The sequence below is a fragment of the Paenibacillus sp. FSL K6-2441 genome (assembly GCF_037964765.1).
GTDB classification, from domain to species: domain Bacteria; phylum Bacillota; class Bacilli; order Paenibacillales; family Paenibacillaceae; genus Fontibacillus; species Fontibacillus phoenicis.
The window spans coordinates 4377894-4404302 of the sequence record NZ_CP150174.1 but is presented as its reverse complement, the minus strand read 5'-3'; the positions used below and the strand labels follow the sequence as shown (position 1 = coordinate 4404302).

Here is a 26409-nt window from a genome sequence, read left to right as displayed (position 1 = left end):
GCCTTACATCACCTTCTCCATCCCCAATTGCCCAAATTTCCGGAACAGTGACGCGCGGCTCATCACCAGCTTCACCGGAATCAGCTTGTCCGCATGGCCGGTGATCCGTTTGCGATGGCTCGGATGAAAGACGGTGAGCAGCAACCGCAGATAGGTGGTCGTCAATGTCCGGAAGGCCCCCTGTTCAACGTGGTGCGTTTCGAAGCCCAACCCATGCGTGATGCCCCGATGCAGCAACGTAATCCCTTGCAGCGCCTTCACCTGACTAAGCTGCGGGTTTCTTTGCATTTCGACGCAGATTTGCGACATCGCGTTTTTTGCAAGCCGGGCGACCTTCAAGGCGACCCGGTTCGCCTCATTGGATTGCAGCATGGCGAGGATTTGGCGGTTATCCAAATGCAGCTCCCCAATCCAATCCCCATCCTGAATCCACGTCCCGTCCTCGCATTGCATGCTTTTGCCGCGGTATTGGGTGACAAACATTTTGCAGATGCCGAACTCTCCGGCGTACTTGGAGCGCAGTCGGCTAAACAGCTCAAATACCCGCTCCCAGCCCATCCAAACCGTTTGGACGGATTGCTTCATGATCGTTTTCACTTGCATGGAATGTCCTCACTTTCTTTTTTAAATCGTGAAGTGCTTAGATGTCTGCATCTAGACCAGCCCGGCGCTTAAAACAACGAGGAGGGCAGTCATGGCTCCAAGTAAGCCGCCCGCCAGCACATCGGAGGGGTAATGGACGCCAAGGTAAATTCGCGACAGGCCAACGATAAAAGCAAGCGGCAGAAGCAGTTGCGCCAGACCCGGAGCCGCGTATAGGAGCGGGATAAACGTCGAAAAAGCGGCCGTTGTGTGCCCGGATGGGAACGAGTAGTCCTTGAGCGGGTGGATGGAGATCCTTGCATTCTGCAACGCTTCGTATGGGCGCGTACGCTGGAATCGCTTCTTAATCACTACCGCAAGCAGATGGCTAACGGTTAGAGCGATCAGGCTGTGCCATCCTGCCCGTTGCCATGAACCCGTGGTGAAGAGGACCACAGAAAGGGTTAAAGCGATCGTAAACGCAGCACTCCCCAGATGAGTAAGTCCTTTCAGAATCCGATCCAGCCACGGGTGACTCAGCGAATGATTGCACCACCGAAACAGCCGGTTATCGTACTCGCGCAGCCGAAGATAATAGCGATGTTTCATACCAACCCCTCCAATCCCTGAAAAAGAACACGTTCTACACGCCCCAAACCACTTACTCCAACCATTTAAACCAAACCTCCAACTCAACTACGCTGCCGGTATTGTCCCCGTTGATGCTGCCGCACGGGACGAATCCAGTAAAACAGCATGATGCCGAACAACAACAGTGAGCTGATCCCAACCGTCACCGTGACGTCGAAGCTTTCTGCCATCCAGCCGCCCAGAATGGGGCCGAGGATGACACCAATCCCTTCGATGCCGGAGAGGACGCCCCAGCCGGTCGCTTTTTGTTCGGCAGGAACGTAGTGGGACAGGATGGCGTTCCATGCCGGGAGTACAGCGGCATACGCCGCACCAAGACAGACGGCGAGCAGCATCGTGCTGAAGATCTGCCGGGAGTAGATCAGCAATCCAAGGCAGGCGGCTAAGGCACCAAAACCGGCGATCAACAGCCATTTGTAACCCCATTTGTCGGCAAGCCGGCCCATCGGAACGAGCAGCAGGACGGTCATGCAGCCCCCAGCCATCAACACGATGGAATAATCCGAATAATCCAGCGCCAAATACTCGGAGGCAAAGCTCGGCAGGACGGGCACCAGCAGACCGGCGGCAAGCGTTTGCACAATCATGCCGGGCACAAGCGGCTTCATTTGCGCAAGCTTGCTCCCGATTTCACGTATTTGCTGTTTAAATGGGACCGTAGACTCCAGCAAGCGTCGGGATGAGAAATCCATCCGTTTCAGGGCGGCCAGCAGCCACCCCGCGGCCCAGCATCCGGCCAATAGCCAGAACGATAACACATAGCTGCGGTCGATCAGAAAATTGACGCCAACTGGGCCTAGGCCCAGCGAGACGAGCCAAATCGTATAAATCGATCCCATCTGTGAGCCGCGGCGGTCCTCCCGGATCTCGGAGAGGCAGAGCAGCCAGACGGGCGAGACCCCAATCCCGATCAGGCCCGCCCCAAGTACAATCGCCCAAGGAGCATGAACTCCGTAAGAGACGAACAGGCCGAGCAGTCCGAGCAGCAGGAAGATATTCAAGATCACCCGGGCGGGGAACCGATCCAGCACGTATCCTGCGAGAACCTTAATCAGCGTGTCGGCCAAATAATGGACCGAGATCGCTAAACCAACCGCCGCCAGCGTAATCTGGCGTTCTTTGGCATAGGCGGGCAGGAATGAGATAAGAAAGGCGCTACGGGCGATTTCTGTGAAAAACAAAATGGCCGCGCAGTGCAGAAATGCTGGAGTAAGATGATGACTGGATATCCATCGGCGAGTACTTTTCATATGTGTAAGACCCCTTGCTTCTTATTCGTGCCTTCATCGTCAACGGTGCGGCTCGCTGAATCATTAGCCGTCCGCCAACGCCGGCAGTTGGCCCGCCAGGCGCAGTACGTCCCGGACGATCGTCTCGGTGGCGCAACCCGCGGCCAGTTCGTCGTATTGCTGGAGCATCCGGGCCCGGCGGACCTCGGAATCAAGCAGCTCTTGCACCTGCTCCGCCAAGGTTCGCGGCGAGGAGGCCACTACGGCTGCGCCTTTGCGCTCCAGGTACCTCGCGTTTTCCCGCTCCTGGCCGGAGAACGGCTTGTAGACCACGATCGGCGTGCGGATCTGGATCGCTTCCGACAATGTAATACCGCCAGCCTTCGTCACGATGCAAGCGGCTTCCCGCATGCGGTCGTGGATCGTTTCGACGTAACCGAATAGGCGGAGCCGTTCGTAACCGGCAAAACGCCGTTCCAGGCGACGCCGCAGCTTCTCGTTGCCTCCGCAGACGAGGTCCACTCGCACGTCCGGCAGCGCCAACAGCTTGGCGGTGATCCGCTGGGCGTCGGGCAAAGGAATATGCGCCCCCATCATGACCAGAATGGAGCGGGATCTCTCCAAGGATCGCCTTGCCTGGGTCTGCGTCAGCGGATTTGAGGATCGCCCCGGCTCATAAAAATGCTCCCGCACGGGGATGCCGCTGACCACAATCGCCTCTTCCGGCACGCCGCGCTCCATCATCTCCCGCTTCAAATCGGCGGTCGCCACATAATAACGGTCCGGCTGCGTGAACAACCAGCGGTTGTGCAGGCTGAAGTCGGTCACAACTGTAAAGACCGGCCCCCGAATGCCGTGTTTTCGCAAGTGTTCCGTAATGCCGCCGAAGGGGAAGGTGTTGATGATCGCGTCTGGCCGCTGCTTTTGGAGCAGGGCGATGAGTTTTTTCATGCCCAGCTGGTTTCCCCATTTCGCTATAGCGCTCGTCTGCTGGAGATCCTTCGTTGCGTAATAGCTCCAACCGTAATAATCTAAGCCGTAGGTTGAGAACCACGGGCTGTATAAGTAGAGATGCCGGGAAATAGAATTGAGTCCCGGATGGGCTTCACGGTACAGGTCGATCACGCTGACCGAACGGACGCCCGAACGGGTCAGGGATTGCTCCAGCGTCCGCGCTACCTGGATATGGCCGTTGCCGTATCCGGCGGTCAGGATGACGATATGCATGTTTTGCTTCATGATAGCTGCCGCCTTTCCACCGAAATCGAAAATGCACGGTTCATTCCGTTGATTTATTCCGAGTTCCAGTATATAGGAAGGTTGGAAGAATCAAACCGGACGTTCGGCGTGATTTCATTCCGACCTTAGTCCAGTATGCGGGCCGGACCGCTTGGGATTATAACCCCCCTAGGACATCCGAGTAACCCAAGTGAATATACCTTCACTTTAGAGTGTTAATGTTAACGTTCGTTTAAGGGGGATAGGTATCTGTGTAAATGGGCGTTGAGGTGAGGCGATGGGATTCGTTTTTTTACCTGTGGCATTCGGGATGGCGGATTAGGTATAATTAAAAAATGACTTGAGTTCGTTTAGAAAGAGGATATGGATGAATAAACAATCGATTTATGGTATGACGAAGGATCAGCTGGCCGCTTGGCTGCTGGACCGTGGACATAAACGAGGCCGGGCCGAGATGGTATGGGAGGGTCTATACCGCAAACGGGTTACTGCGTTCGATGCAATGGAAGGCGTTCATCCCGAATGCCTCGCCCTGCTGAAGGAACAGTTTGTTATCGAAACCTTGGAGGAGCATGTCCGCCAAGAGTCGATCGATGGGACGATCAAGTTCCTATTCCGCTTGCAGGACGGCAACCTGATCGAGACGGTGCTCATGCGCCATAAATTTGGTCTGTCGGTTTGCGTGACAACCCAGGTTGGATGTAATATCGGCTGCAGCTTCTGCGCCAGCGGGCTGTTGAAGAAGAGCCGGGATCTGACGAGCGGAGAAATCGTAGAGCAGGTCATGAAGGTGCAGATGCATTTGGACCGGCAGGGCAAAGGTGAACGCGTCTCCCACATCGTGGTGATGGGGATCGGGGAACCTTTTGATAATTACGACAATATGGCTGATTTCCTGCGGGTCATCCAAGACCCCAAAGGACTTGCGATTGGTCCGCGCCACATTACCGTGTCGACCAGCGGGCTGGCGGACAAAATCATCGAGTTTGCCGATTCCGATCTGCAAGTGAATTTGGCTGTGTCGTTGCATGCCCCAAACAATGAGCTGCGCACGCGGATCATGAAGATCAATAAGGCGATTCCGATTGAGAAGCTGATGGCGGCGATCGACTATTACCTGGAGCGGACGAACCGGCGGCTTACGATTGAGTATATTTTGCTCAAGGGCGTGAATGACGGGACGGAACATGCGCAGGAATTGGCGGATCTGCTGGGAGACCGGTTTGTGAACGTCAACCTGATTCCGTATAATCCGGTGGATGAGCACAGCCAGTATCAGCGGAGTGAACAGAAATCCGTGTTGGCCTTCTACGATGCGCTCAAAAAACGCGGCCTCAGCGTCAGCGTCCGGCTCGAGCACGGGGCCGACATCGATGCGGCCTGCGGACAGCTGCGCAGCAAGCAGCTGAAGCAGCCGAGCTGAACTAAGCTGAGCGAGCGGGATAATGGCAGGACTTGGAGAATTGCTCCAAGTCCTTTTCTTTTGGGCTGTCGGAGGTGGGCGCTGGAATAGGACCAACTCGTATCCGTCCGTTCGTTCAACTGCAAAAGTACATCTGAAACGGGGGTTTTTTGAAATTTAGGGCGATTAGCTGTAAAAGTACAGTTGAAAATGAGACCTAGGATGGATTTCGGCTGATATTCGGAAAATGAACTGCACTTTTACACTTGTACCTTCAAAAATGCCCGGTTTTGACGCAAATGAAATGTACTTTTGCATTTCGTGGAAAGGTGGCGTACCGCGCTTGCGACAAGCGGGTGGTCGCCCCGACCGAATCTCCACTAGAGATGTCTTCGGATAACGTCCTCCAGTAAGCTGGCCACCGCATGCGGACTGCTCTGGAGTACCTCTCTCGACAGAGGCAGTCGTACGAACCGTTCATCCAGCTCCAGCGCCTCGGCGAACAAGCCGCTTAAGCCGCGGGCCCGGCGATCGATCTGCATCACCAGTTCCAAGGCGTCGCCCCGCGGGAAGAACAGGATCTCCAGCTCGTCGAGGTATCCGCGGAACTTGGTGCCGGGGACATATTCAAATTCCTGCACGAACGGCAGAGCGCCGCCAAGTCTTGGGGCATAGTCATTGGTCACTTCGCGCAACCGAAAGCCCAGCAAATCGACGGCATCCAGCACGGTTTGCATTTTTGCGTCCGGCAGGACACGAATCAGGTCCTCATCCTTTGGATCCAAGGCCATCTCGATGTCGAGTCCGCTTTCTACCCAGATCGGCACGTTATGCAGCGTCACCGGCATTTGCTCTGGAAGCCGGAACCGGAACGGGATCTGCTTCCGCTCCCCGGGCCGCAGCTCGAAGCCTTCGGTGACAAGGTATTTGGCGATCGTGCCGGTTGTTCTTATTTTGCGGTCATTGGATTCGCGCAGGTAGTTGGTTTTCAGCTTCAAGTAAATGTTACCGATCGATTGCTCAGTCTGTCCGCCATCCACATAAACGGTACCGCTGATCTCACCGCCCAGCCGGACTTCGTCGACATCCAGCTCCGTATTGATCTGCGCCGAGCCGATCCCCACACTGGCTAGCATTTTCTTGATAAACGACATAGTTCAACCTACCTCCAACATGGATTTGGTTCTGACTGATTTTGTAAGTATGAGTGCGATTCGGAAATTATTACGTATTCAGGATGGTTGTGGTTTCATTCATTCCCAATGATCCTTTATAAACGGTTTGTTATTTTTTCATAGACAAGCTAACATATGGGGTACAATCGTAATCCTCGAGGTGAAGGAGGTATTCTGGTGCTGCTAGAGGTTATAGCAACCTGTGTGGAGGACGCCATCGTGGCGGAGGCGAATGGAGCGGATCGGCTGGAGCTGATTACGGCGATCACGGAAGGGGGACTGACCCCCGGTATTGGCTTGGTTCAACAAGTGGTGAAGGCGGTGGCCATTCCCGTTCACGTGATGGTGCGCCCGCATAGCCGGTCTTTTGTGTACGGAGAAGCCGATTTGTTGACGATGGAAGCCGAAGTCCGAGCGATTGCCGAAGCGGGGGCGGCGGGCATCGTGTTTGGCGCGCTGACGGCCGATCGTAAGATCGACGAGGCTGCGCTGGAGCGGATTTTGGCGCTGACCGGCGGGCTTAACGTTACGTTTCACCGGGCGTTTGACGAGTTGGCCGATTTGCCGTCCGGATTGCGCACGCTCATGAAGTACCCGCAGGTAAACCGGGTGCTGACATCGGGCGGACCGCGCTCTGCGCCGCAGGCGGTTTCCGAGATTCGGGAGCTGGTGGAGCTGGCACGCGGCAGCTCGCTGCGCATTTTAGCTGGACACGGCTTGACCCTGGAGACGGTCTCGCAAGTCATTGCCAATACGGGCGTGACCGAAGTGCATTTCGGTTCTGCCGTACGAATCGGCGGGGACGGGCTGGCTCCCCTCGACCCCTCCAAGCTGCTGAGCTTATCTCGTTTATTGCGTGGCATAAATCGACAGGGAACACCATAATATAACAAAAATTTACTGGATACGACACCTCTTCGGGAGATAAGATGTCATTATATCCCATAAAGAGGAGCGTTTCCTGAATTTATGTCAATTCATCCCAAGAACCAACAAACTTTTGCTCAACGATGTGTATTGGCTTTCCTGTGCGTACTGCTAATGCTTGAAACGGTGGGCGCGTCAACTTCGGCGATGGCAGCATCAACTTCAACTGCATCTCCCGTATCTTGCGGGCCGGGCTGCAATCGTTATGACATTGTCATGATCGGCAGCGAAATTGAAGGGGTGCTCTTGGCAAAGCGAGCGCATGATGCCGGGCTAAGCGTACTGATCCTCGATCCGCGCGAGAAGCCGGGCGGGGAGCTGATCCAAGGGCAGATGCTCGTGCTGGACGAACCCAACGACAATCGCAAGCGCAGCTTGGTGCAAGGCGAAATGAAATCCCTGTACGACGGCTACAATGCCGGGACGATTCGCAAATTGTCCGCCTTTGAAAGCTATTACCGCAAGCTGATCCGCGGGATTCCTATGCGCAGCGGCATCGCCATCGACGGCGTGGAGATTGAAGAGACCGGCAAGTCTGGGAAAGGGAAAACGCTGAAATCGATCACCTACCTGGCCAAAGACGGCAAGTTGTATCAAGTACAGGCGGGGTATTTTGTGGAAAATACCGATTTTAACGCACTCACCGTCCATCTTGGCAATAAACGGATCCCAGGGATGGAAAGCTTGTACAACGGCAAGAAGCCGGATTATATGGCGGCTACTTATATGCTGCGGTTCAAGGGCGTCAACTGGGGGAAGCTGCATCAAGCGGTGCTGGAGGATTATCCGCTGACGAATGTCGTCAAGAAATACGGCCCCAATACATATGTCGATTGGGATTTTGCCACCGGCTTCAGCAACATCACCTACCAGTACAAGCCGCGGGATTCCCAATTACTGCTGAGAGGACTGAATGCCACCTATCAGAAAGACGGCGAAGTGATCGTCAATGGCTTGCTGATTTACGATGTCGATCCGGCCGATCCGAAATCGGTCCGTTCCGCCGTGGCTAAGGGCAAGGCCGAAGCGCCGTATATCGCCAAATTTTTGCGTCAGCATATTCCCGGCTTCAGCAAAGCTGAGCTGAACGGGTATCCCGAATATTTGTACATCCGCGACTATAACCGTTATGAAACGGAGTACGTGCTGACTTATAAGGACGTGATGTCGAGCCGGATGTTCTGGGACAATGTGACGCTTGGAGGATATCCCGTCGATTTGCAGGCGACCCGCGCCGTGAAGAAGGGCATCGGTTACGGTAAGCCGGATCGCTACGGGATTCCCCTGCGTTCCTTTGAGCTGAAGTCCTACGACAACGTCCTGGTAGCTGGCAAAAATATCGGTGCGGATATCAAAGCCTACGGAAGCGCCCGCATCATTCCAACCACCGCGCTGGCCGCGGAAACGATGGGCATCCTGCTCGCGCGCGAATGGAAGAAGGGCCATAAGCGGTTAAGCGAGCTGACCCCAGCTGATTTCCGCCGAATCCACCAATATTTGAAGAAGGATTACAACATCCGGATTGATCAATGATCTGCGCACGGAAGTTCACCGCTTTGCATGGCGATCCCTGTCATATCGTGATATACTGGTGGAACAAATGTTCCCTAGGGATATCGGCGGGTGACACAAAGAATTATGGCAAAAGAGTCCACGGTTACGATCGCGGTGCGCCCTCTGGTGGAGTATGTGTTCCGCAGCGGCAGCTTGGAAGGCGGCTTTCGTGCCGCGGTTTCGCTGACGGAAGGCACGAAGGCGCATCAGCAGGTGCAGAAGCAATACGGCGAAGGAGACCAGAAAGAAGTGTATTTGAAGGCGGAGATTCCCTGCGGGGATCTCCTCTTTGTCGTGGACGGGCGTTGCGACGGGCTGCTGGCCGGTGAGGACGGAAGCTTGACCGTGGACGAGATCAAATCGACAGCCGGCGATTTGTCGGCCATCGACGAGGACACCTATCCCGTGCATTGGGCCCAGGCGAAGTGCTATGCCTACATGTACGCCAAAGCCAACGGGCTGAGCGAGATGGGCATCCAGCTGACTTATGTGCAGCTGGATACGGGGGAGCGGAAGCAGTTTCGGACGCGCGCCGGGATCGACGAGCTGGAGACGTTTATGTATGACGTTGTTCAGCGATATGCCCCGTATGCCCGGCTGCTTCGCAACCATCGTCGCGAGCGGAACCGGAGCATCGTGGAGCTGGCGTTTCCGTTTCCCGGATACCGGGCCGGGCAACGGAAGCTGGCGGGCGCGGTGTACAAGACGATCGAGGAAGCCGTTGGTTTGTTTGCCCAAGCGCCAACAGGCATTGGCAAGACGATCTCCACCACATTTCCGGCGCTTAAGGCGATGGGGGAAGGCAAGCTGAATCAGCTGTATTACCTTACCGCCAAGACGATTACCCGGACTGCGGCGGAGAACGCCTTCGCGCTGATGGAAGCGCAGGGTCTGCAAGCTTGGGTCGTCACGCTGACCGCCAAGGAGAAAATTTGCTTTCGCGAAGAAGTCCGCTGCACCAAGGAAGACTGCATGTATGCCGACGGATATTACGATCGGATTAATGGGGCGATCCAGGATATTCTGGCGAATGAGACCCAGCTTGCCCGCCCGGTGATTGAGGCATACGCCCGGAAGCACCGGGTGTGCCCGTTTGAATTTTCGCTGGACCTCTCCTATGCCGCCGATGTAACGATCTGTGATTACAATTATGTGTTTGATCCCAAAGTGTCCTTGCAGCGCATGTTCGCCGAGCAGAAGAAGGAAACCGTGCTGCTGATCGACGAGGCGCATAATCTGGTCGACCGGGCCCGGGAGATGTATTCCGCCGAGCTGCTGAAATCCAGCTTCTTAACGCTGCAACGGGCCTATAAAGCGAAGAGTCCCTCCGTAGAGAAGGCGGCTAAGGCGGTAAACGCCGGGTTCATCGAGCTGCGGAAGCAGGCGGAAGGGTCGTTTTGGGTTGATCGGGCCGCGCCAGAGCTGCTGCTGCATCGGGTGGAAGCTTTTTCCAAGGCTGCCGAACGGGAGCTGACGATTGATCCCTCCGCCGCCGGGCAGGCGAATGCTCCAGGCAGTTCGGAAGCCGAGGCGCGGGAGCTGCTGCTTCAGGCTTATTTTGACGCCCTGCATTTCAGCCGAATGGGCAAGCTGTACGATGAGCGGTTCGTCACCTACGCTGAGATCGCCAGGGAGGACGTGCGGATCAAGCTGTTTTGCTTGGATCCTTCTCATTTGCTGCAGGAGATGAGCAAGGGGTTTCGCTCGCGGATTTATTTCTCGGCGACGTTGTCGCCGATGGGGTATTATCGCGACATGTTGGGCGCCGGGCCGGACGATTATTCGATATCGCTGCCTTCTCCCTTCTCCCGGGATCAGCTGGAAGTGGTGGTCGTGCCGCTGTCCACCAGGTATCAAGACCGGGAACAGACACGTGGTCCGCTCGTTCGTGCTTTACAGGAAGTGACCCGCGGCCGGCCGGGAAATTATTTGTTTTTCTTCCCATCCTACGCCTATATGAACATGATTTACGAAGAATTTGCCGCCTCCAAGGACAAAGGGACAGAGCTGTTGCTTCAGCAGGCGGGGATGACCGAGGAGGATCGGGAGCAGTTTTTAGCCGCTTTTGTGCCAAACCCTGAACCGGGCAGGACCTTTATCGCCTTTGCCGTCATGGGAGGCTTGTTCTCGGAGGGCATCGATCTTGTTGGCGACCGGTTGACAGGCGTGGCGATCGTCGGTGTCGGCTTGCCGCAAATCGGTCCGGAACGCAACTTGATTCGCGACTACTTTCAGGCGACCGGACGAGATGGCTTTGATTATGCTTACGTGTACCCCGGCATGAATAAGGTGTTGCAGGCCGGCGGGCGCCTGATTCGCTCGGAGACCGACTATGGCCGCTTGGCCCTGATCGACGACCGTTACCTTCAATCGCATTACGCACGGCTGCTGCCGGAGGAATGGCGCTAGAGCACTCCGAATATTCCCTTCAATTGTGACATATTTTGAACATGTAAGGATAACTTGTTCCGGTTGGGGGAGGCGACGGTTTGGGGATCACGTATATTAAGGTTTCGGTTGTTTATTTTGTCATCGGTGTATTGCTAGGCATGTACATGTCCATGCAACATGACTATACTTTATCGGGCGTTCATGCCCATGTGAATTTGCTGGGGTGGGCGTCCTTTGCGTTGGCTGGCGTCATTTATGTGTTGTTTCCGGGAGCAGGGGAAAGTCTGCTGAGCAAAATCCAGTTCTGGACGTACTCCATCGGGCTTCCGGTCATGATGATCAGTTTATCTCTGGTGCTGAACGGTTCCGAACAACTGGAGCCTTTGGTAGCGATTGGCGGAACCCTTGTCGTGATCAGTGTCATCATATTTGCAGTCAACGTGCTGACGAACGTGCGGACCAGCGCGTCGGCTCGCGGCAGAAAGTAACTATAGCGCGAGTGAAAGAGGTGCATTCTTCATCAGCTGCCCGGGAGATCGATCTGGTCGGCTGTTTTTTTTGCAAAGGTGGGTTGACACTTATCTCGATATCATGTATCTTAATATCAAGATATCTCATATTAAGAATTATTCAAGACGCTTGAGGTTACCCTATGCTATAGTTATCATAGTCCGAACACGACATGGAGGTGAGTTCACAGATGGATCCAACGAAGAATGAGGCGCTGCATTTGTTCATCGTCTTGTCCCGGGCCAGCGAGTGGGTACATGCGCATGCGGATAAGGAGATTCGGAAATACGGATTAACCCGGACTGAGTTTGGCGTACTAGACTTGCTGTATCATAAAGGCAGACAGCCGATTCAGCAAATTGGCTCTAAGGTGTTGATGAGCAGTGGCAATATTACGTATGTCGTGGATAAGCTGGAGAAGAAGGGGTACGTCACCCGGAAGGATTGCGTGGAAGACCGACGGTTAGTTTACGCAGAACTCACCGAGCAGGGACGCGAGTTCATCGAAGAGGTGTTCCCGCAGATTACCGGCATCATCGAGGAGGCAGTCAGTGGTCTTTCGCCGGAAGAGAAGCAGATCGCGGGGATGCTGCTGAAGAAGCTTGGGAAATCGGCGCAGGCCGGCTTTAAATAGCGGCAAGGGATTAAGGGGACCCAAATCATTGCTCGCGAAAGAAATTGACTTAACGAAGCTCCGACAGGCGGCGGAAAGGGCGTCAGAGGACGTCTTTTCAGGTCTAATATCTTAATATAAAGATTCTATACATTAAGAGATATCTGATAGGAAAGTATGTCAGGTACGTACACAAATAAAATCAAAAAACAAAGGAGTTAAACATGAATTTGGAATTGGCGTTATTAATTGTTCGTTTGGTGTTGGGATTGACGATGATGGCGCATGGTGCGCAAAAGCTGTTTGGTTGGTTTGGCGGTCACGGCCCTAAAGGAACCGGCGGTTGGTTTGAAACGATAGGGATGAAGCCCGGGGTGCTGATGGCCGTGTTAGCGGGTCTCGCTGAATTTGGCGGCGGATTGCTGGTGGCGGCAGGTTTATTTACGCCTATAGGTACGGCGCTGTTGATTCTTACGATGATCGTGGCGATCGTATCCGTTCATGGTAAGAATGGGTTCTGGTCGACGTCAGGCGGCTTTGAATACAATTTGCTGCTGATCGCTGTTTTGGTTGGCTTGATGTTGTCCGGGGCCGGGGAATACTCTCTCGATGCTCTGCTATAACAAATCAGATTACTATGAACGCAATAAAGGTTTAATTGAGGAGGAAGTTATCGATGAATTCGCATGAGCATGATTTTACCACGGTTATCAAATCCCGCCGGTCGGCGAATAAATTTATCCCGGGTGTAGAAATCCAAGACAAGGAACTGGAAGAAATCTTTCATCTTACGAAATTCGCGCCGTCGGCGTTTAACTTGCAGCATACCCATTATGTGGTGGTGAAGGATCCCGAATTGAAGGAGCAAGTGTATGAGGCTGCGGCCAAGCAATATAAAGTCCGAACTGCCTCCGCGGTGATCCTGGTGCTGGGAAAATTGGATGCCCATAAGGATGTCGGGATGATGAATGAAGGCCTTCTGAATTTGGGCGTTCTCAGCAAGCAGGAGTACGACATGCTCGTGTCGGATACGATCGGGTTCTATGAAAGCCGGGGCGAAGCGTTTATGCGGGATGAGGCGATTCGCAGCGCCAGCCTATCGGCCATGCAGATGATGCTCATCGCGAAGGACCGCGGCTGGGATACATGCCCGATGATCGGGTTTGATCCCGACGCCATGCGCCGCCTGCTGAACGTTCCGGACAATTACGTGCCGGTGATGCTGATAGCGATCGGCAAAGAAGACAGCTCGAGCTTCCGTCCGCGCGGCTACCGTAAGCCGGTTGGCGAGTTCGTCAGCTTTAACCGTTTTTGAGCATGCTTATCACCCAAAACAAGGAGGAGCTACACATGGTACATCCAACTTCAGGGATTCATCATATTACCGCATTTGCTACCGATCCGCAGGCGAATGTCGATTTTTACGCAGGAGTGCTGGGGCTTAGATTGGTCAAAAAAACGATCAACTTCGATGCCCCGGAGGTGTACCATTTGTACTTCGGCGATGAGGATGGGAATCCGGGAACGATTATGACCTTCTTCCCGACGCCCGGGGCTCGGCGCGGCCGGGTTGGCGGCGGCCAGGTCGGCGTCACTACCTTCGCCATACCGGTTGGCACAATGGGGTTCTGGCAGGAGCGTCTGCACAAATTCGGCATCTCCACGACCGAAACCCGCCGATTCGGTGAATCCTATCTGCATTTCCGTGACAAAGACGGACTCCAGCTCGAGCTGGTGGAACGCGCTACCGGTCCGCTAAGCACTTGGTCGTTTGGCGGCATTCCAACCGACAAGGCGATCAAAGGCTTTGGCGGCGCGGTGCTCTACAGCATGGCCCCGGAGAAAACTGCCGCGTTGCTCGAAACCGTCATGGGCTTACAGAAGCTTGGCACAGAGGGCGATTATACCCGTTTTAAAGCCGAGGGTGACCTTGGCGACGTGATCGATGTAAACGTCAAGTCGATGGAATACGGCGCGGGCGGAGCCGGAACGGTGCATCACATCGCCTGGAGAGCCCGGGACTTCGCGGAACATGAAGAATGGAGAGTTCGGGTTGCCGAGCACGGCTACCATCCGACGCCAATCGTTGACCGGCAATATTTTCACGCGCTTTATTTCCGGGAGGAAGGCGGCATCTTGTTCGAAATTGCCACGAATCCGCCAGGGTTCGCCAATGACGAGTCGCCGGAGCATTTGGGTGAAAAGCTGATGCTTCCCGCTTGGTATGAACCGCACCGTGCACTGATCGAACAAAATCTGACCCCGTTTGAAGTCCGGGCGCTGAAGGAGGATCTGCAGGGATGAAGCTGAAGCATATCTTCAAGCCGGGGACCCTAACGGCCAGCGGTGAAGCGGCGGCACCTACACTGCTTCTTCTCCACGGCACCGGCGGCACGGAGCGGGATCTGCTGCCATTGGCAGAAATCATCTCCCCGGCTTCGGCAGTGCTTAGCGTCCGGGGGAACGTATTGGAGAACGGGATGCCGCGTTTCTTCCGGCGGTTGGAGATGGGCGTGTTCGACGAGGAGGATCTGGTGCTGCGCACGAAGGAGCTGCACGATTTCCTGGACGAGGCGGCGGCGCACTACGGCTTCGATCGGAGCCGCATCGTTGCGGTGGGGTATTCGAACGGAGCAAACATCGCAGCGAGCCTCCTGTTCCACCATGCGGCCGCACTAAGCGGGGCTATTCTGCACCATCCGATGGTCCCGCGGCGGGGCGTGCCGCTGCCGGAGATGGCAGGAATCCCTGTCTTCATCGGGGCGGGGCGGAATGACGCGATGTGCAAGCCGGAAGAAACCGAGGAACTGGAAGGGGTGCTCAGAGGTGCGGGTGCCCAAGTGCATGTGCATTGGGAGCCCTATGGACATCAGTTGACCGAAACCGAGGTTCAGGCTGCGGCAGAGTGGTTTCAGGACCATCTGCTGAACCAATAAGACAGGTATCATCAAAGGCAGTTCGGAGCACATCGCTCTGGACTGCCTTTGTTTGTTGGATAAATTAAGTGCCCACAAATGAGAGGTTTTATGCTAGCATAAAATGTGTGCGCTTACATGGAGGATATTGGTTGAACTATAGATGCATGGAATTTACGTAAAAGGGGAGGGATGGCAGTCATGCTGCAAGTGCTTCTGGTCGATGATGAGCCTTGGGTGCTGGAAGGTCTTCGAACTATGGTGAATTGGGAAAAGCACGGCTTTCAAGTCTGCGGCGAAGCGCTGGACGGTCCGGAGGCCTTAACCAAGATGCAGGAGCTGCGGCCTGAGCTGGTCGTCACGGATATCCATATGCCCGTCATCAGCGGCTTGGAGCTGATTGAACGGAGTAAACAGCTGCTCGCAAGGCCCCCTAAGTTCGTTATTTTAAGCGGATACGACGATTTTAACTACGCACTTACGGCGATGCGGCAACGGGTGGCGGAGTATCTGCTAAAACCGATTGACGAAGACGAGTTCGGGGCGATTCTGGACCGTCTCGGTCAGATGATCGCCGAGGAGCGGGAAATGGAGCAGTCCAAGCTAAGGAAGCAGACGTTGTTTAAAAATAACCTCCTGAACCGATTGATTCAGGGGGAAGAAGGCGCCCGGCTGGAGCAGGAGGCGGCAGCCGCGCTTCAGCTCGGGGGCGAGCCGGAGCTGCGGTGTATGCTGTTCGACGCCGGGATTGATCCGCAAGCTCTAAAGCAGCGGGTGCTTGGTTATTTCTCGAAACCTGCGGATGCGGATCGTTCCTTCCTGGACGGCTCAGGCCGGGTCGGGATGATTATTCGGACAGATGAAATACCGCAGCCGCGTATCGAAGAGATGGGACTGGCGATCAGCAGTGAGCTTTCGGAGATAGGTTCGCCGGCAGTGATCGCCGTCAGCCGCGCCGGGAAGGGGATCCGCTCGATCCGGGAGCTGTATCTGCAAACGATGGAGACCGTCAAAGCGAAGCGTGAGAAGGGGAGAACTGGCTTCTTCTTGCCTTGCCATCACCCGCAGCTCCAGAGTACGGAGGATGTGTTGAAGGGAAAGGTCGAGCTGCTGCTGGACGCCGTGCTTCAAGGGGATCCCGGAACAGCGGGGGCGGCGGTGGAAGAGGTGTTTGGCGCACTTGCCTGCAGCCAGATCGGCGTGGAAACCATGCGGGCCTTCGCAGCCAATATGGAGCTGACGTTATGCCGCAGGATCAAGAAAGCCGGCGGTGATGCCGACGCCTTTATGGTCCGCATGCAGGGGGACGAAGGGGATTCGAACGGCATCAGCGACTACCTGGCGCTCAGGCAGTATCTTCATAGGCTGTGCCAGGAGGCTTCGTTGCTGCTGGCCGGATTGCGTCGGAAGAACGAGAATAACACGGTATTTCAGGTCATTCAGTACGTAGATGAGGAGTTCCGCAGCAAGCTGAAGCTGCAAACCCTCGCCAAGAAGTTTCACATGAATCCGACCTATTTGGGGCAGGTGTTCAAAAAAGAAACGGGCAAAAGCTTCAACGAATATCTCAACGAGAAACGGCTTGAAGAGGCCAAACGCCTGCTGAAGCGCACCTCGATGAAAATTTCCGATATTGCGCTGCAGGTGGGGTATCCGAATACGGACTATTTTATCAGCAAATTCAAACAGTCGATCGGTATGCTGCCCTCTGCCTACAAATCCGAGTTTCAAAATGACGGCTCCAAGAAAGTGGAAGGGTCCAGATCGGCCGAATAAGCCCAAGGTGGTGCGAGCATGGGAAGATGGAGATTCCGGGGAAAAGTGAACGATATTCCGCTGAAGACGAAATTTTTGCTGATCTACTTGATTGGCGTACTGCTGCCGATCCTGGTCATTAACCTGATGTTTATGGGGCGGATGACCGGTTTTATTAAAGAACGCGAGAAGCAGAACCTGGAGATTTCCATGGAGCGTGCCCGAAAGGACATTCATGATTTTATCGACGGCGGGGTGGCTGTCAGTCATGCCCTGAACACGGATAAGACGCTGTATGAAAAGATGGATCGGACCTACTCGGACCCGGTCGATTTTTACGAAACGTTTGATGAGCAGCTGCGCAATCGGGTTACCAGCTACATTCCGGTCAATAATCAGATTCTGCGGATCGGGATATACACGACCAATCCGACGATCGTCCCCGGGGGCAATTATCATTTGATCGATGATGAGGTGAAGAACAGCGAATGGTACCGGATCTGGAGCAGCTCGTCCGACCCGGTGGTCGTCGCTGCGTACCGTGCCTCTCAAGCCTTTAACCGGGCGAATACCGAGTCTTATTTCAGCGTGATCGAGGAGATGGACTACTACGATTCCTATAACACCTTCGACAAGCTGCTAAGGATCGACATTGACCTCAGCAAAATTTACGACGTGATCGTCCGGGAGCGGGACTACCTGGATTTGTATCTGGTCAACGGGAACGATGAAATCATCGTGTCGGCGGACAGCGGCTATCGGCAGGACGCAAGCGTCGGTTATCCCAAGCTTGAATTGTCTGCCGAGGATCGGGAGAAGGGCGTAGTGTCCGTTGCCATCGGCAATGCCAAATATGTGAAAGGCTGGCGGCTGATCGGGATTCCGCAGGGAACCCGGGTATCGAAGGCGATGCTCGATATGCGCCTGTTCGTCGGGATGTTGGCGGCAGCGATCACTTTATTCACGTCGCTCTTTATCTACGTGATGCTCCGATCTTACCATTACCGGGTAAAGCGGCTGTCTCGCCATATGCAGAAGGTCACCAACGAGAAGTTCGATTTGATCAACATCGATGAAGGACGCGATGAGATCGGCGGCTTGATCCGCAACTTTAACATGATGACCGCCCGTATCAACGCGTTGATCAATAACGTTTACAAGCTGGAAATCCAGCAGAAGAGCCTCGAAGCCGAGCGGATGCGGGCAGAGCTGAACTTCTTGCAGAGTCAGATGAACCCTCATTTTCTGTTTAATACGCTGAACGCGATTTTGGTTGTCTGTACGAAAAATAACTACTCCGATGTTACGGACATCATTAAAAACCTGTCCAGGCTGCTGCGCCGGCTGCTCCGCTGGAAGGAGGACCTTGTCACGCTGGAGGAGGAAATTCGGTTTATCGACATGTATTTGAAAATCGAGAAATTCCGCTTCCGGGACAAATTCGAGTACGTCTTCGACATCGAGGAGGAGGCGCTGCATTATACCATTCCAAAAATGAGCATCCAGCCGCTGGTCGAGAACGCCTGCAAGCACGGAATCCAGGCGGTGCAGGGCACCGGGCTCGTCGCCGTCAAAGCCCGCGTGGAAGACGGCCGGCTTCGCATCGTCATTTCGGATAACGGCAAAGGCATCGAACCGGAGCAGCTGCGGGAAATCCTGCTTTCCGTACGGAGTGAGAACACGCCTGGGAACAGCATCGGCATCCGCAATGTGTATCGCCGGTTTGAGTTGTACTACAACGATCAGGTTCGCTTCAACATCAACAGCAAGCCGGGACAAGGGACGGAAGTATGCATCGAAATCCCGGTCAAACTGCTTCAACACCAGGAAGATTAATCGGGAGGGAATAGCCATGAGATTCAAGGTGTTATTGGTGGATGACGAGCCGGCAGCTTTAGAGGGGATGCAGCTGTGGATCAACTGGCCGGAGCTGGGCTTTGAAATTTGCGGGACCAGCAGCAACGGCGCGGAGGCGCTGGAGAAGATCGGCAAGCTGCAGCCGGATCTGGTCGTCACCGACGTGCGGATGCCGGGGATGGACGGACTGGAAATGATCGAGGCGTGGCAGAAGCAGAATTCCCGGCAGGTCAGCTTTGCGATCGTCAGCGGGTACAGTGAATTTCAATATGCGCAAAAAGCACTCCGCTTCGGCGTCACCCGGTATTTGCTGAAGCCGATTGACGAGGAGATCGCTGCCGAAGAGCTCGGGGCGATTTATGAGGAGCTGGCGGAGGAACAGGAGCGTCAGCGCATTAACCGAATCGCCTCCTACGAGGAAACGGTCAGCCTGCTGAAGGGATTGATCCACCCCTCGCCGGGGCTTCCCATGGATGCGGGGCGGATCGCTGCGCTCTCGAGCCTTCGGGAGGTGTGGAATGTTTGCCTCATTCAGCCTAGAGGCTGCAGCGTCGCCGAGGCCCGGGAGCAAGTTGCAGCTTATGCCGGGGAGCGGGAAGCGATGTATTTCATCGATCTGGACTATGGCGGCCTGGTCTTGGTGTACGGATTTCATCCCGGGGAGGATGGACCGGACGGCGCTATACGGATACGCGAATTGGAGAGCCTGTGCTGCGGTCTCGGAGCAGTAGCATCCGCGGGTCAGGGCGTGGCAAGCCTGCAAGAGATTGCAGCAGCGTTCAGCCAGGCTCAGATAGCGATGCAGCATCAGTTTTATGCGGAGGGCCCTGCCGGGATCAGGGTATACCGTAACGTGGCCGCGCTGAAGTTCCACCGCCAGTACGATCAAACGGAGCTGGCGGATCGCATCGTGGGGGCGCTCCAGCTGCTGGACAAAGCGGGCTTGGAGGAAGGTCTGTCCGAGGCGGAGCATAAGTTCCGTGAACATTACCTTACGCCGGACATCGTACGTAAATTTGTGATTCATTTATCTTACCTGATGGTGGAACACCTGGAGGAACTCCCGGACAAGGCGGCGGAGCTGCAGAGCAAATACGATATTCCCGGCATGGCCTCGGCGGCACCAACCCTGCGGGAATTAATGGACCGTATCCATGCGTTTGGGATGGAATGCATCGATTGGCTCCTGAAGGACAAAACCGAACGGTCCCAAGGGGTGATCCAAGACATCAACGCCTATATCCGGGAGCATTACCGCGAGCCATTGACGATCAAGAAGCTGGCAGAGGTGTTTTACCTTCATCCGGTCTATTTAGGCCAATTGCTGCAGAAGAAGAACGGCGTTCATTTTAACGAAATGATCCATAACTATCGCATTGAAGAAGCCGTCAGGCTGCTCCGGGACGGAAGCTTGAATAACGGCGAGGTGGCCGAGCGAGTGGGTTACGCGAACTATGGCCAATTTCTCAAGCAATTTGAAAAAAGATTGCAAATGTCGCCTAACGAATACCGAAACAGGAACTGAAATTTTGAAGGTTGAACCTTTAATTGTGAACTAGTTGCGGCTGGGTAGCGCTTTTAGAATTAAAGATAAGTTGGTGAAAGGGCTTTCAAAAAAGCTTGAACATCAACAAATCATTACGGAGGTGCTTTACATGGGGGGCAAGACCAAATCAATGCTCCGGCTCAGCGTCATCCTGCTGTTATCGCTCAGCGTCATCCTAGCGGGATGCGGCAGCGGTAATAACAACGCTACCACAGCCGAAACCAACACCGGCAATCCAGCCACTACAGGAAACAATGCCGGAGATAAAGTCGAACCGTTTGAAATCACTGCGTTTATCGGTGAAGCCGGCCAACAGCCGACGCCGGACAACAAGATTTACAAGAAGATTAAAGATGAGCTGGGCGTCACGTTCAAATTTGAATTTCTTGCCGGGGATATTAACCAGAAGCTTGGCGTTATGATCGCGGGCTCCGATTATCCCGATATTATGACCGGCAATACGAAGTTGACGGCGGCAGGCGCTTATATTCCTTTGGAAGACCTGATTGAAGAACATGCTCCGAATTTGAAGAAGCACTATGAGAAGTACTGGAACATGATGAAGGACCCGAACGACGGCCATATCTACATCCTGCCAAACTACGGGGCTTATAACGGGGAAGTCAGCACGACCTGGTATTCGGGCCCGGCGTTCTGGATCCAAAAGGCTGTGCTGGAGGAGGCAGGATATCCTCAAGTCAAAACGCTTGATGAATATTTTGATCTGCTCATCAAGTACAAGGAGAAACACCCAACGATCGATGGCAGCCCAACGATTGGTTTCGAAATTCTGAACTATGACTGGAGAAACTGGGGACTGTTTAATGCGCCGCAGCATCTGATCGGACACCCGAATGACGGCGGCGTTGTCGTGAATAACGGCAAAGCGGAGATTTTCGCCGACAAGGATTATGCGATGCGGTACTACAAGAAGCTGAATGAAATGAACGCCTTAGGTTTGATCGATAAAGAGACGTTTACGCAGAACTATGACCAATATCAAGCGAAAATTTCCAGCGGCACGGTGCTCGGATTTTTCGATCAACACTGGAACTTCCAAAGTGCGGAGAACGTGTTGATTACGGCGGACAAACATGAAAGAACCTATGTGGGATTGCCGCTGGTTTATGATACAAGCATTAAAGATTACTATCTTGACCGCCCGGCGCTGAATTTGAACAACGGCTTTGGGATCAGCGTAAATGCCGGTAAGGAAAAAGCGATCAAGATCCTGAAGCTGTGGGATCGCCTGATTCAAGAAGATTGGCAAAAAATCCTCTCCTGGGGGATCGAAGGCGAAGACTACATCGTGAACGAAGAGGGCCGCTTTATGAAAACCCAGGAACAACGCGACCGGTTTACGGATGCCACTTGGAAGCTGGCCAATAAGGCGGATACGCTTTATAGCTTCAGCCCGAAAATGCAAGGTTATTTCAGTGACGGCAATGCGACGGATGCCGCCGCTCAACCGGAAGAATACAAAGCTTCGCTGGAGGAATATGATAAGAAGTTCCTTGAAGCGTACGGATACAACAGTTATGTCGATTTCTTCAGCCCGGCTCCAGAGAACCCGATCTATTATCCGGCATGGTCGGTTGACTTAGTGGAGGGTTCGGAAGCCAAGGTAGTGAACACCAAACAAAATGATCTGTCTACGAAATATCTGCCTAAAGCAATTTTGGCTGACCCAGCCGACTTCAACAAGGTATGGGATGAATACGTGGGAGAAATCCACAAGCTCAACATTAAAGCTTATGAAGACCGCATCAACGAAGTGTTGCAATGGAGAATTGACAACTGGACCGTAAAATAATCCAGGGATTCAAGCGGAGAATGGAAGGCATCCAAGCCTTCCATTCTTCGAAATCTTAGGCTTTGTGGGGAGAACAAATTATGGATGAGACCTTAATGGAAAAACACGCCGTCCCGAAAGCGAAAAAACGAAAACAACAGCAAATAACCTGGTCCCTGATCAAGAGTCAACGGCAGTTGATCTTCATGTCGGTCCCGTTATTGGCTTATATTATATTGTTTGCTTATGTCCCGGTGTGGGGCTGGACGATGGCGTTTCAAAATTATAAGCCGGCAAGAAGCTTTGGCCAGCAGGAATGGGTCGGGTTCAAGCAATTCAAGTTCCTGTTTACGGACGACAGCTTCCTTCGGGTGCTGCGCAATACGCTGGGAATGAGTATCATCAACCTGGTGCTAGGCTTTGTCACCGCAATCGCTCTGGCCTTGCTGCTGAATGAAATCAAGAAGATTTTCTGGAAAAGAACCGTCCAAACCATCTCGTATCTTCCGCACTTCCTGTCCTGGATCATCGTCACCGGGATCGTCGCGACCTCCCTTGCTTCCGATGGCATCGTCAACGACGTCCTGATGCGGCTGCATCTGATCAAGGAGCCGATCCTGTGGCTCAGCGAAGGCAAGTATTTCTGGGGTGTCGTTGGTGCATCCCATGTCTGGAAAGAGGTTGGCTGGAACACGATCATTTATTTGGCTGCGATGGCGGCGATTGACCCGGCATTATACGAAGCTGCGGATATCGACGGAGCCAGCCGATACCGGAAGATGCTTCATGTCACACTTCCCGGCATTAAGCCAACGATTGTCATTCTGCTGATCATGTCCATCGGTCATATTCTGGAAGCCGGCTTCGAGGTCCAATACCTGCTCGGGAACGGTCTGGTGGTTGACTGGGCGGAAACGATTGATATCTTCGTGCTGAAATACGGGATTGCCCAAGGCAACTACTCCCTGGCAACCGCCGGCGGGATATTCAAAACGGTCGTTAGCGTAACCATGCTGCTCTTCGCGAACTGGATCGCCAAACGGCTAGGGGAAGAGAGGCTGTTATAGAGATGGCAAACCAAACGATCACCCCAGAGCGAGTATCTGCTGCTGCTTTGCAAAGACGGGTCGGACGAGGCAAGGTGGAGCCGGTGATTTTTCATACACTGAATACCATCTTCATGATCTTTCTCGTCGTCGTGACGTTGTATCCGTTTCTGAACACCATCGTGGTTTCGTTTAACGCGGGGAACGATACGATCCGCGGCGGGATCTACCTGTGGCCGAGACAATTTACGCTTCAGAACTATAAGGCGATCTTCGTCTCCGGCACGATCTACGATGCCTTCCTGATTTCGGTGGCGAGAACGGTGTTGTCCACGATTCTGAACATCTTCCTGACAACGATGCTCGCCTATACGCTGAGTCGGCGGGAATATGTGTTCCGCAAGCCGATCACGTTGATTTTCGTGCTTACGATGTATTTTAATGCGGGGTTGATTCCAGGGTATTTCCTGATGAAGGATTTGCATTTGATCAACACGTTTTGGGTTTACGTTGTTCCCTCGATGATCAGCGCATTTAACTTGATCGTCATCCGGACGTATATCGGCACGATTCCCGAGAGCTTGGTGGAGTCGGCGAGAATTGACGGGGCAGGCGATTTCAAAATCTTCTGGTCCATCATCTTCCCGCTGTGCAAACCGGTATTAGCGACGATCGCGTTATTTGTGGCCGTAGGGGCCTGGAACTCCTGGTTTGATGCGTTCCTGTATACGTCCTCGAGACAGGAGCTCAGCACCCTGCAATATGAGCTGATGAAACTGCTGTCTTCCAGCATGAATGCCAACAGCAATCCGGCCGTTGCCAACGGGGCGGGCATGACCCAGGATACGGCGGCTTCCATGGTCACTCCGTTATCGATCCGGGCGGCGGTTACCGTGGTGGCATCTGTTCCGATCCTGCTCGTATATCCCTTCATGCAAAAATATTTCGTGGTAGGCCTTAATGTAGGGAGTGTCAAAGAATAATCGTTTTTATTTCGTGAACCGCTCGTTTGAGTATTTTCCCAGCGTGGCAGAGGAGGGGATCCATCATGAATCCAACGTTCAGTTCCGTACCGGCATTAAAGGAGCTGTTTGCGGCGGACTTCAACATCGGGGCGGCGGTGAATCCGACGACGATCCGGACGCAGGAGGCGTTGCTGGCTTATCATTTTAACAGCCTGACTGCGGAGAACGAGATGAAGTTCGTCAGCGTGCATCCGGAGGAGCAAACCTATACCTTCGAGGCGGCGGACCGGCTGGTCGAATTCGCCCGAGAGCACGGCATGGCCATGCGGGGACACACGCTCGTATGGCATAACCAGACGTCCGATTGGCTGTTCCAGGATCGCCAAGGCGGGAGGGTAAGCAAGGAGGTGCTGCTCGGAAGGCTCCGGGAGCATATTCATACCGTTGTGGGCCGGTACAAGAACGAGATCTACGCCTGGGACGTCGTCAACGAGGTCATCGCGGACGAAGGGGAAGCGCTGCTGCGCACTTCCAAATGGACGAAAATCGCGGGACATGAATTTATCGCCAAAGCGTTCGAATATGCGCATGAAGCCGATCCGCAGGCGCTGTTGTTTTATAACGACTATAACGAATCGAACCCTCTGAAACGCGATAAAATTTACACGCTCGTCCAATCGCTGCTGGAGCAAGGGGTGCCGATCCATGGGATCGGATTGCAGGCGCACTGGAACCTGTACGATCCATCGCTGGATGAGATCAAGGCGGCGATCGAGAAGTATGCTTCGCTTGGGCTGCAGCTGCAGTTGACGGAGCTGGATCTCTCGATGTTCCGCTTCGATGACCGGCGAACCGACTTGACTGCGCCGGAGCCGGCGATGCTGGAGCGGCAGGCCGAACGTTATGAGGCCGTATTCCGGCTGTTGCTGGAGTATCGTGACGTCATCAGCGGAGTCACCTTCTGGGGAGCGGCGGACGATTACACCTGGCTGGACGATTTTCCGGTGCGCGGCCGCAAGAACTGGCCGTTTCTGTTCGACGCCAAGCACCAGCCGAAGGAGGCGTTCCATCGCGTTGCGGCCCTGGCTGCGGAGCAGCGGGCATAAAGGCAGCGCATGGGGGAAAACAACGATAACGGAAAACGCTTTATTCTGGTGGCGTTTTCGGTGTAAAATGGTAGAGGCCCTTCTGGTTGGAAGGGCCTCTTTTGAAGTATGTTGAACCTATTTCGGATTAGACCTATCGAACCTTAGGAGGAGAATCGATGAAATATCGGGAGCTTGGTAACACGGGTCTTCAAGTCAGCGAGGTGAGCTTTGGCACTTGGGCCATCGGCGGAAGCTGGGGCAACACGAATGATGACGAGGCCCTGAAGGGCTTGGATAAAGCGATTGGAGAAGGTGTCAATTTCTTCGATACGGCGGACGTTTATGGCGACGGACATGCGGAGCGTCTGCTTGCCAAAGCGACCAAAGGGAAGGAAGACGAGATCTATATCGCGACAAAATTTTGCCGCGCTGGCGATATTCATGACCTGGAGACGTATTCCGAAGCGCGGGTGCGGGCTTATTGCGAAGCCAGCTTAAAACGGTTGGAGCGCGAGCGTATCGATCTGTATCAGATTCATTGCCCGCCGTTGTCCGTGTTGAAGGACGGCCGGGTATTTGAAGTGTTGGACAAGCTGCAGGCGGAGGGAAAAATCCGCCACTACGGCGTGAGCGTAGAGACGGTGGAGGAAGGGTTGTTCTGCCTGGGGGTGCCGGGGGTGAAGGCGCTGCAGGTCATCCTGAACCTGTTCCGCCAAAAGCCGCTCGCAGAGTTGCTGCCGAAGGCGCAGGAAGCCGGCGTGGGCATCCTTGTGCGGCTTCCGCTGGCCAGCGGCCTGCTGACCGGCAAATTCACGCCGGACACGACGTTTGCTGCCGACGATCACCGCAACTTTAACGCGAACGGTGAGCAGTTCAACGTCGGTGAGACGTTTGCAGGCTTGCCGTTCGTCAAAGGTGTCGAGCTGGCAGCGCAGCTCAGCTGGATCGCGGAAGGCCGCGGGGACATGGCCCGCGCGGCGATGCGCTGGATTCTGGACCAGCCGCAAGTCTCCTGCGTGATCCCCGGCTTCCGCAACGTGCGTCAGGTCGAGGACAACCTCGGCGCGATCGACGTGCCTTCCTTCAGCAAGGAAGAGTTAGAGCGGCTGGCCAACTTCTACCAAAACGAAGTTGCGCAGCATATCCGCGGGGCGTATTAAAGCGAAATCCCC

Annotated in this window: 23 protein-coding genes; 18 read left to right on the top strand and 5 right to left on the bottom strand. The window is 54.3% G+C overall.

Going from position 1 to position 26409, the window contains the following annotated elements; all coding sequences use genetic code 11:
* Positions 1–3 precede the first annotated feature (3 nt).
* From NSQ80_RS20290 to NSQ80_RS20275, 4 genes are all read right to left on the bottom strand, one after another.
* A complete protein-coding gene (locus NSQ80_RS20290; RefSeq protein ID WP_339300626.1) occupies positions 4–603 on the bottom strand; it encodes a polysaccharide deacetylase in 600 nt (199 codons plus the stop codon).
* A 51-nt stretch (positions 604–654) separates the two neighbouring features.
* A complete protein-coding gene (locus NSQ80_RS20285; RefSeq protein ID WP_009223557.1) occupies positions 655–1191 on the bottom strand; it encodes a phosphatase PAP2 family protein in 537 nt (178 codons plus the stop codon).
* An 83-nt stretch (positions 1192–1274) separates the two neighbouring features.
* Positions 1275–2483: an MFS transporter gene (locus tag NSQ80_RS20280; protein WP_009223558.1), complete on the bottom strand. Its 1209-nt coding sequence runs from the start codon at positions 2481–2483 to the stop codon at positions 1275–1277.
* A gap of 63 nt (positions 2484–2546) precedes the next feature.
* On the bottom strand, positions 2547–3701 hold the full coding sequence (locus NSQ80_RS20275) for a glycosyltransferase (RefSeq protein ID WP_339300623.1): 1155 nt from the start codon (positions 3699–3701) through the stop codon (positions 2547–2549).
* A 367-nt stretch (positions 3702–4068) separates the two neighbouring features.
* Here NSQ80_RS20275 and rlmN point away from each other — a divergent pair, with 367 nt between their 5' ends.
* Complete coding sequence (rlmN, locus tag NSQ80_RS20270) at positions 4069–5124, top strand: 23S rRNA (adenine(2503)-C(2))-methyltransferase RlmN (protein WP_009223560.1); 1056 nt, start codon at positions 4069–4071, stop codon at positions 5122–5124.
* Positions 5125–5483: 359 nt separating this feature from the next.
* Here the strand turns inward: rlmN and NSQ80_RS20265 are convergent, their stop codons facing one another.
* A complete protein-coding gene (locus NSQ80_RS20265; protein ID WP_323078110.1) occupies positions 5484–6257 on the bottom strand; it encodes a sporulation protein in 774 nt (257 codons plus the stop codon).
* Positions 6258–6455: 198 nt separating this feature from the next.
* Here NSQ80_RS20265 and NSQ80_RS20260 point away from each other — a divergent pair, with 198 nt between their 5' ends.
* The 17 genes from NSQ80_RS20260 to NSQ80_RS20180 all read left to right on the top strand — a co-directional run bounded on the left by NSQ80_RS20260 (position 6456) and on the right by NSQ80_RS20180 (position 26397).
* Positions 6456–7163 (top strand): copper homeostasis protein CutC, encoded by a 708-nt coding sequence (locus NSQ80_RS20260; RefSeq protein ID WP_036644152.1) that lies wholly within the window; start codon positions 6456–6458, stop codon positions 7161–7163.
* Positions 7164–7247: 84 nt separating this feature from the next.
* A complete protein-coding gene (locus NSQ80_RS20255) occupies positions 7248–8738 on the top strand; it encodes an FAD-dependent oxidoreductase (RefSeq protein ID WP_009223563.1) in 1491 nt (496 codons plus the stop codon).
* 105 nt (positions 8739–8843) lie between these two features.
* Positions 8844–11168: an ATP-dependent DNA helicase gene (locus NSQ80_RS20250; RefSeq protein WP_339300619.1), complete on the top strand. Its 2325-nt coding sequence runs from the start codon at positions 8844–8846 to the stop codon at positions 11166–11168.
* Between the two features lie 80 nt (positions 11169–11248).
* On the top strand, positions 11249–11638 hold the full coding sequence (locus NSQ80_RS20245) for a hypothetical protein (RefSeq protein ID WP_009223565.1): 390 nt from the start codon (positions 11249–11251) through the stop codon (positions 11636–11638).
* 212 nt (positions 11639–11850) lie between these two features.
* Positions 11851–12294: a MarR family transcriptional regulator gene (locus tag NSQ80_RS20240; protein ID WP_260070181.1), complete on the top strand. Its 444-nt coding sequence runs from the start codon at positions 11851–11853 to the stop codon at positions 12292–12294.
* A 203-nt stretch (positions 12295–12497) separates the two neighbouring features.
* Entirely contained in the window at positions 12498–12896 is a 399-nt protein-coding gene (locus NSQ80_RS20235; RefSeq protein WP_009223567.1) for a DoxX family protein, read from the top strand.
* Positions 12897–12949: 53 nt separating this feature from the next.
* Positions 12950–13588: a nitroreductase family protein gene (locus NSQ80_RS20230; protein ID WP_009223568.1), complete on the top strand. Its 639-nt coding sequence runs from the start codon at positions 12950–12952 to the stop codon at positions 13586–13588.
* A gap of 35 nt (positions 13589–13623) precedes the next feature.
* Positions 13624–14577 (top strand): ring-cleaving dioxygenase, encoded by a 954-nt coding sequence (locus NSQ80_RS20225; RefSeq protein WP_323078105.1) that lies wholly within the window; start codon positions 13624–13626, stop codon positions 14575–14577.
* A complete protein-coding gene (locus NSQ80_RS20220) occupies positions 14574–15209 on the top strand; it encodes an alpha/beta hydrolase (RefSeq protein ID WP_339300616.1) in 636 nt (211 codons plus the stop codon). The genes NSQ80_RS20225 and NSQ80_RS20220 overlap by 4 nt, the downstream gene beginning before the upstream one ends.
* 180 nt (positions 15210–15389) lie before the next feature.
* Positions 15390–16964, top strand: coding sequence for a helix-turn-helix domain-containing protein (locus NSQ80_RS20215; RefSeq protein WP_323078104.1), 1575 nt, complete (start codon positions 15390–15392; stop codon positions 16962–16964).
* An 18-nt stretch (positions 16965–16982) separates the two neighbouring features.
* A complete protein-coding gene (locus NSQ80_RS20210; RefSeq protein ID WP_260070186.1) occupies positions 16983–18779 on the top strand; it encodes a sensor histidine kinase in 1797 nt (598 codons plus the stop codon).
* Positions 18780–18795: 16 nt separating this feature from the next.
* Positions 18796–20325 (top strand): response regulator, encoded by a 1530-nt coding sequence (locus NSQ80_RS20205; protein WP_260070187.1) that lies wholly within the window; start codon positions 18796–18798, stop codon positions 20323–20325.
* Positions 20326–20455: 130 nt separating this feature from the next.
* Positions 20456–22159 carry a sugar ABC transporter substrate-binding protein gene (locus NSQ80_RS20200; RefSeq protein WP_339300613.1) on the top strand — a complete coding sequence of 568 codons (1704 nt, stop codon included), beginning with the start codon at positions 20456–20458 and terminating at the stop codon, positions 22157–22159.
* 80 nt (positions 22160–22239) lie between these two features.
* Positions 22240–23205 carry an ABC transporter permease subunit gene (locus NSQ80_RS20195; protein ID WP_260070189.1) on the top strand — a complete coding sequence of 322 codons (966 nt, stop codon included), beginning with the start codon at positions 22240–22242 and terminating at the stop codon, positions 23203–23205.
* Positions 23206–23207: 2 nt separating this feature from the next.
* Positions 23208–24167, top strand: a complete 960-nt coding sequence (locus NSQ80_RS20190) for a carbohydrate ABC transporter permease (RefSeq protein WP_260070190.1) — start codon at positions 23208–23210, stop codon at positions 24165–24167.
* Positions 24168–24232: 65 nt separating this feature from the next.
* Entirely contained in the window at positions 24233–25255 is a 1023-nt protein-coding gene (locus NSQ80_RS20185; RefSeq protein WP_339300611.1) for an endo-1,4-beta-xylanase, read from the top strand.
* Positions 25256–25413: 158 nt separating this feature from the next.
* A complete protein-coding gene (locus NSQ80_RS20180) occupies positions 25414–26397 on the top strand; it encodes an aldo/keto reductase (protein ID WP_339300609.1) in 984 nt (327 codons plus the stop codon).
* Positions 26398–26409: the final 12 nt, after the last annotated feature.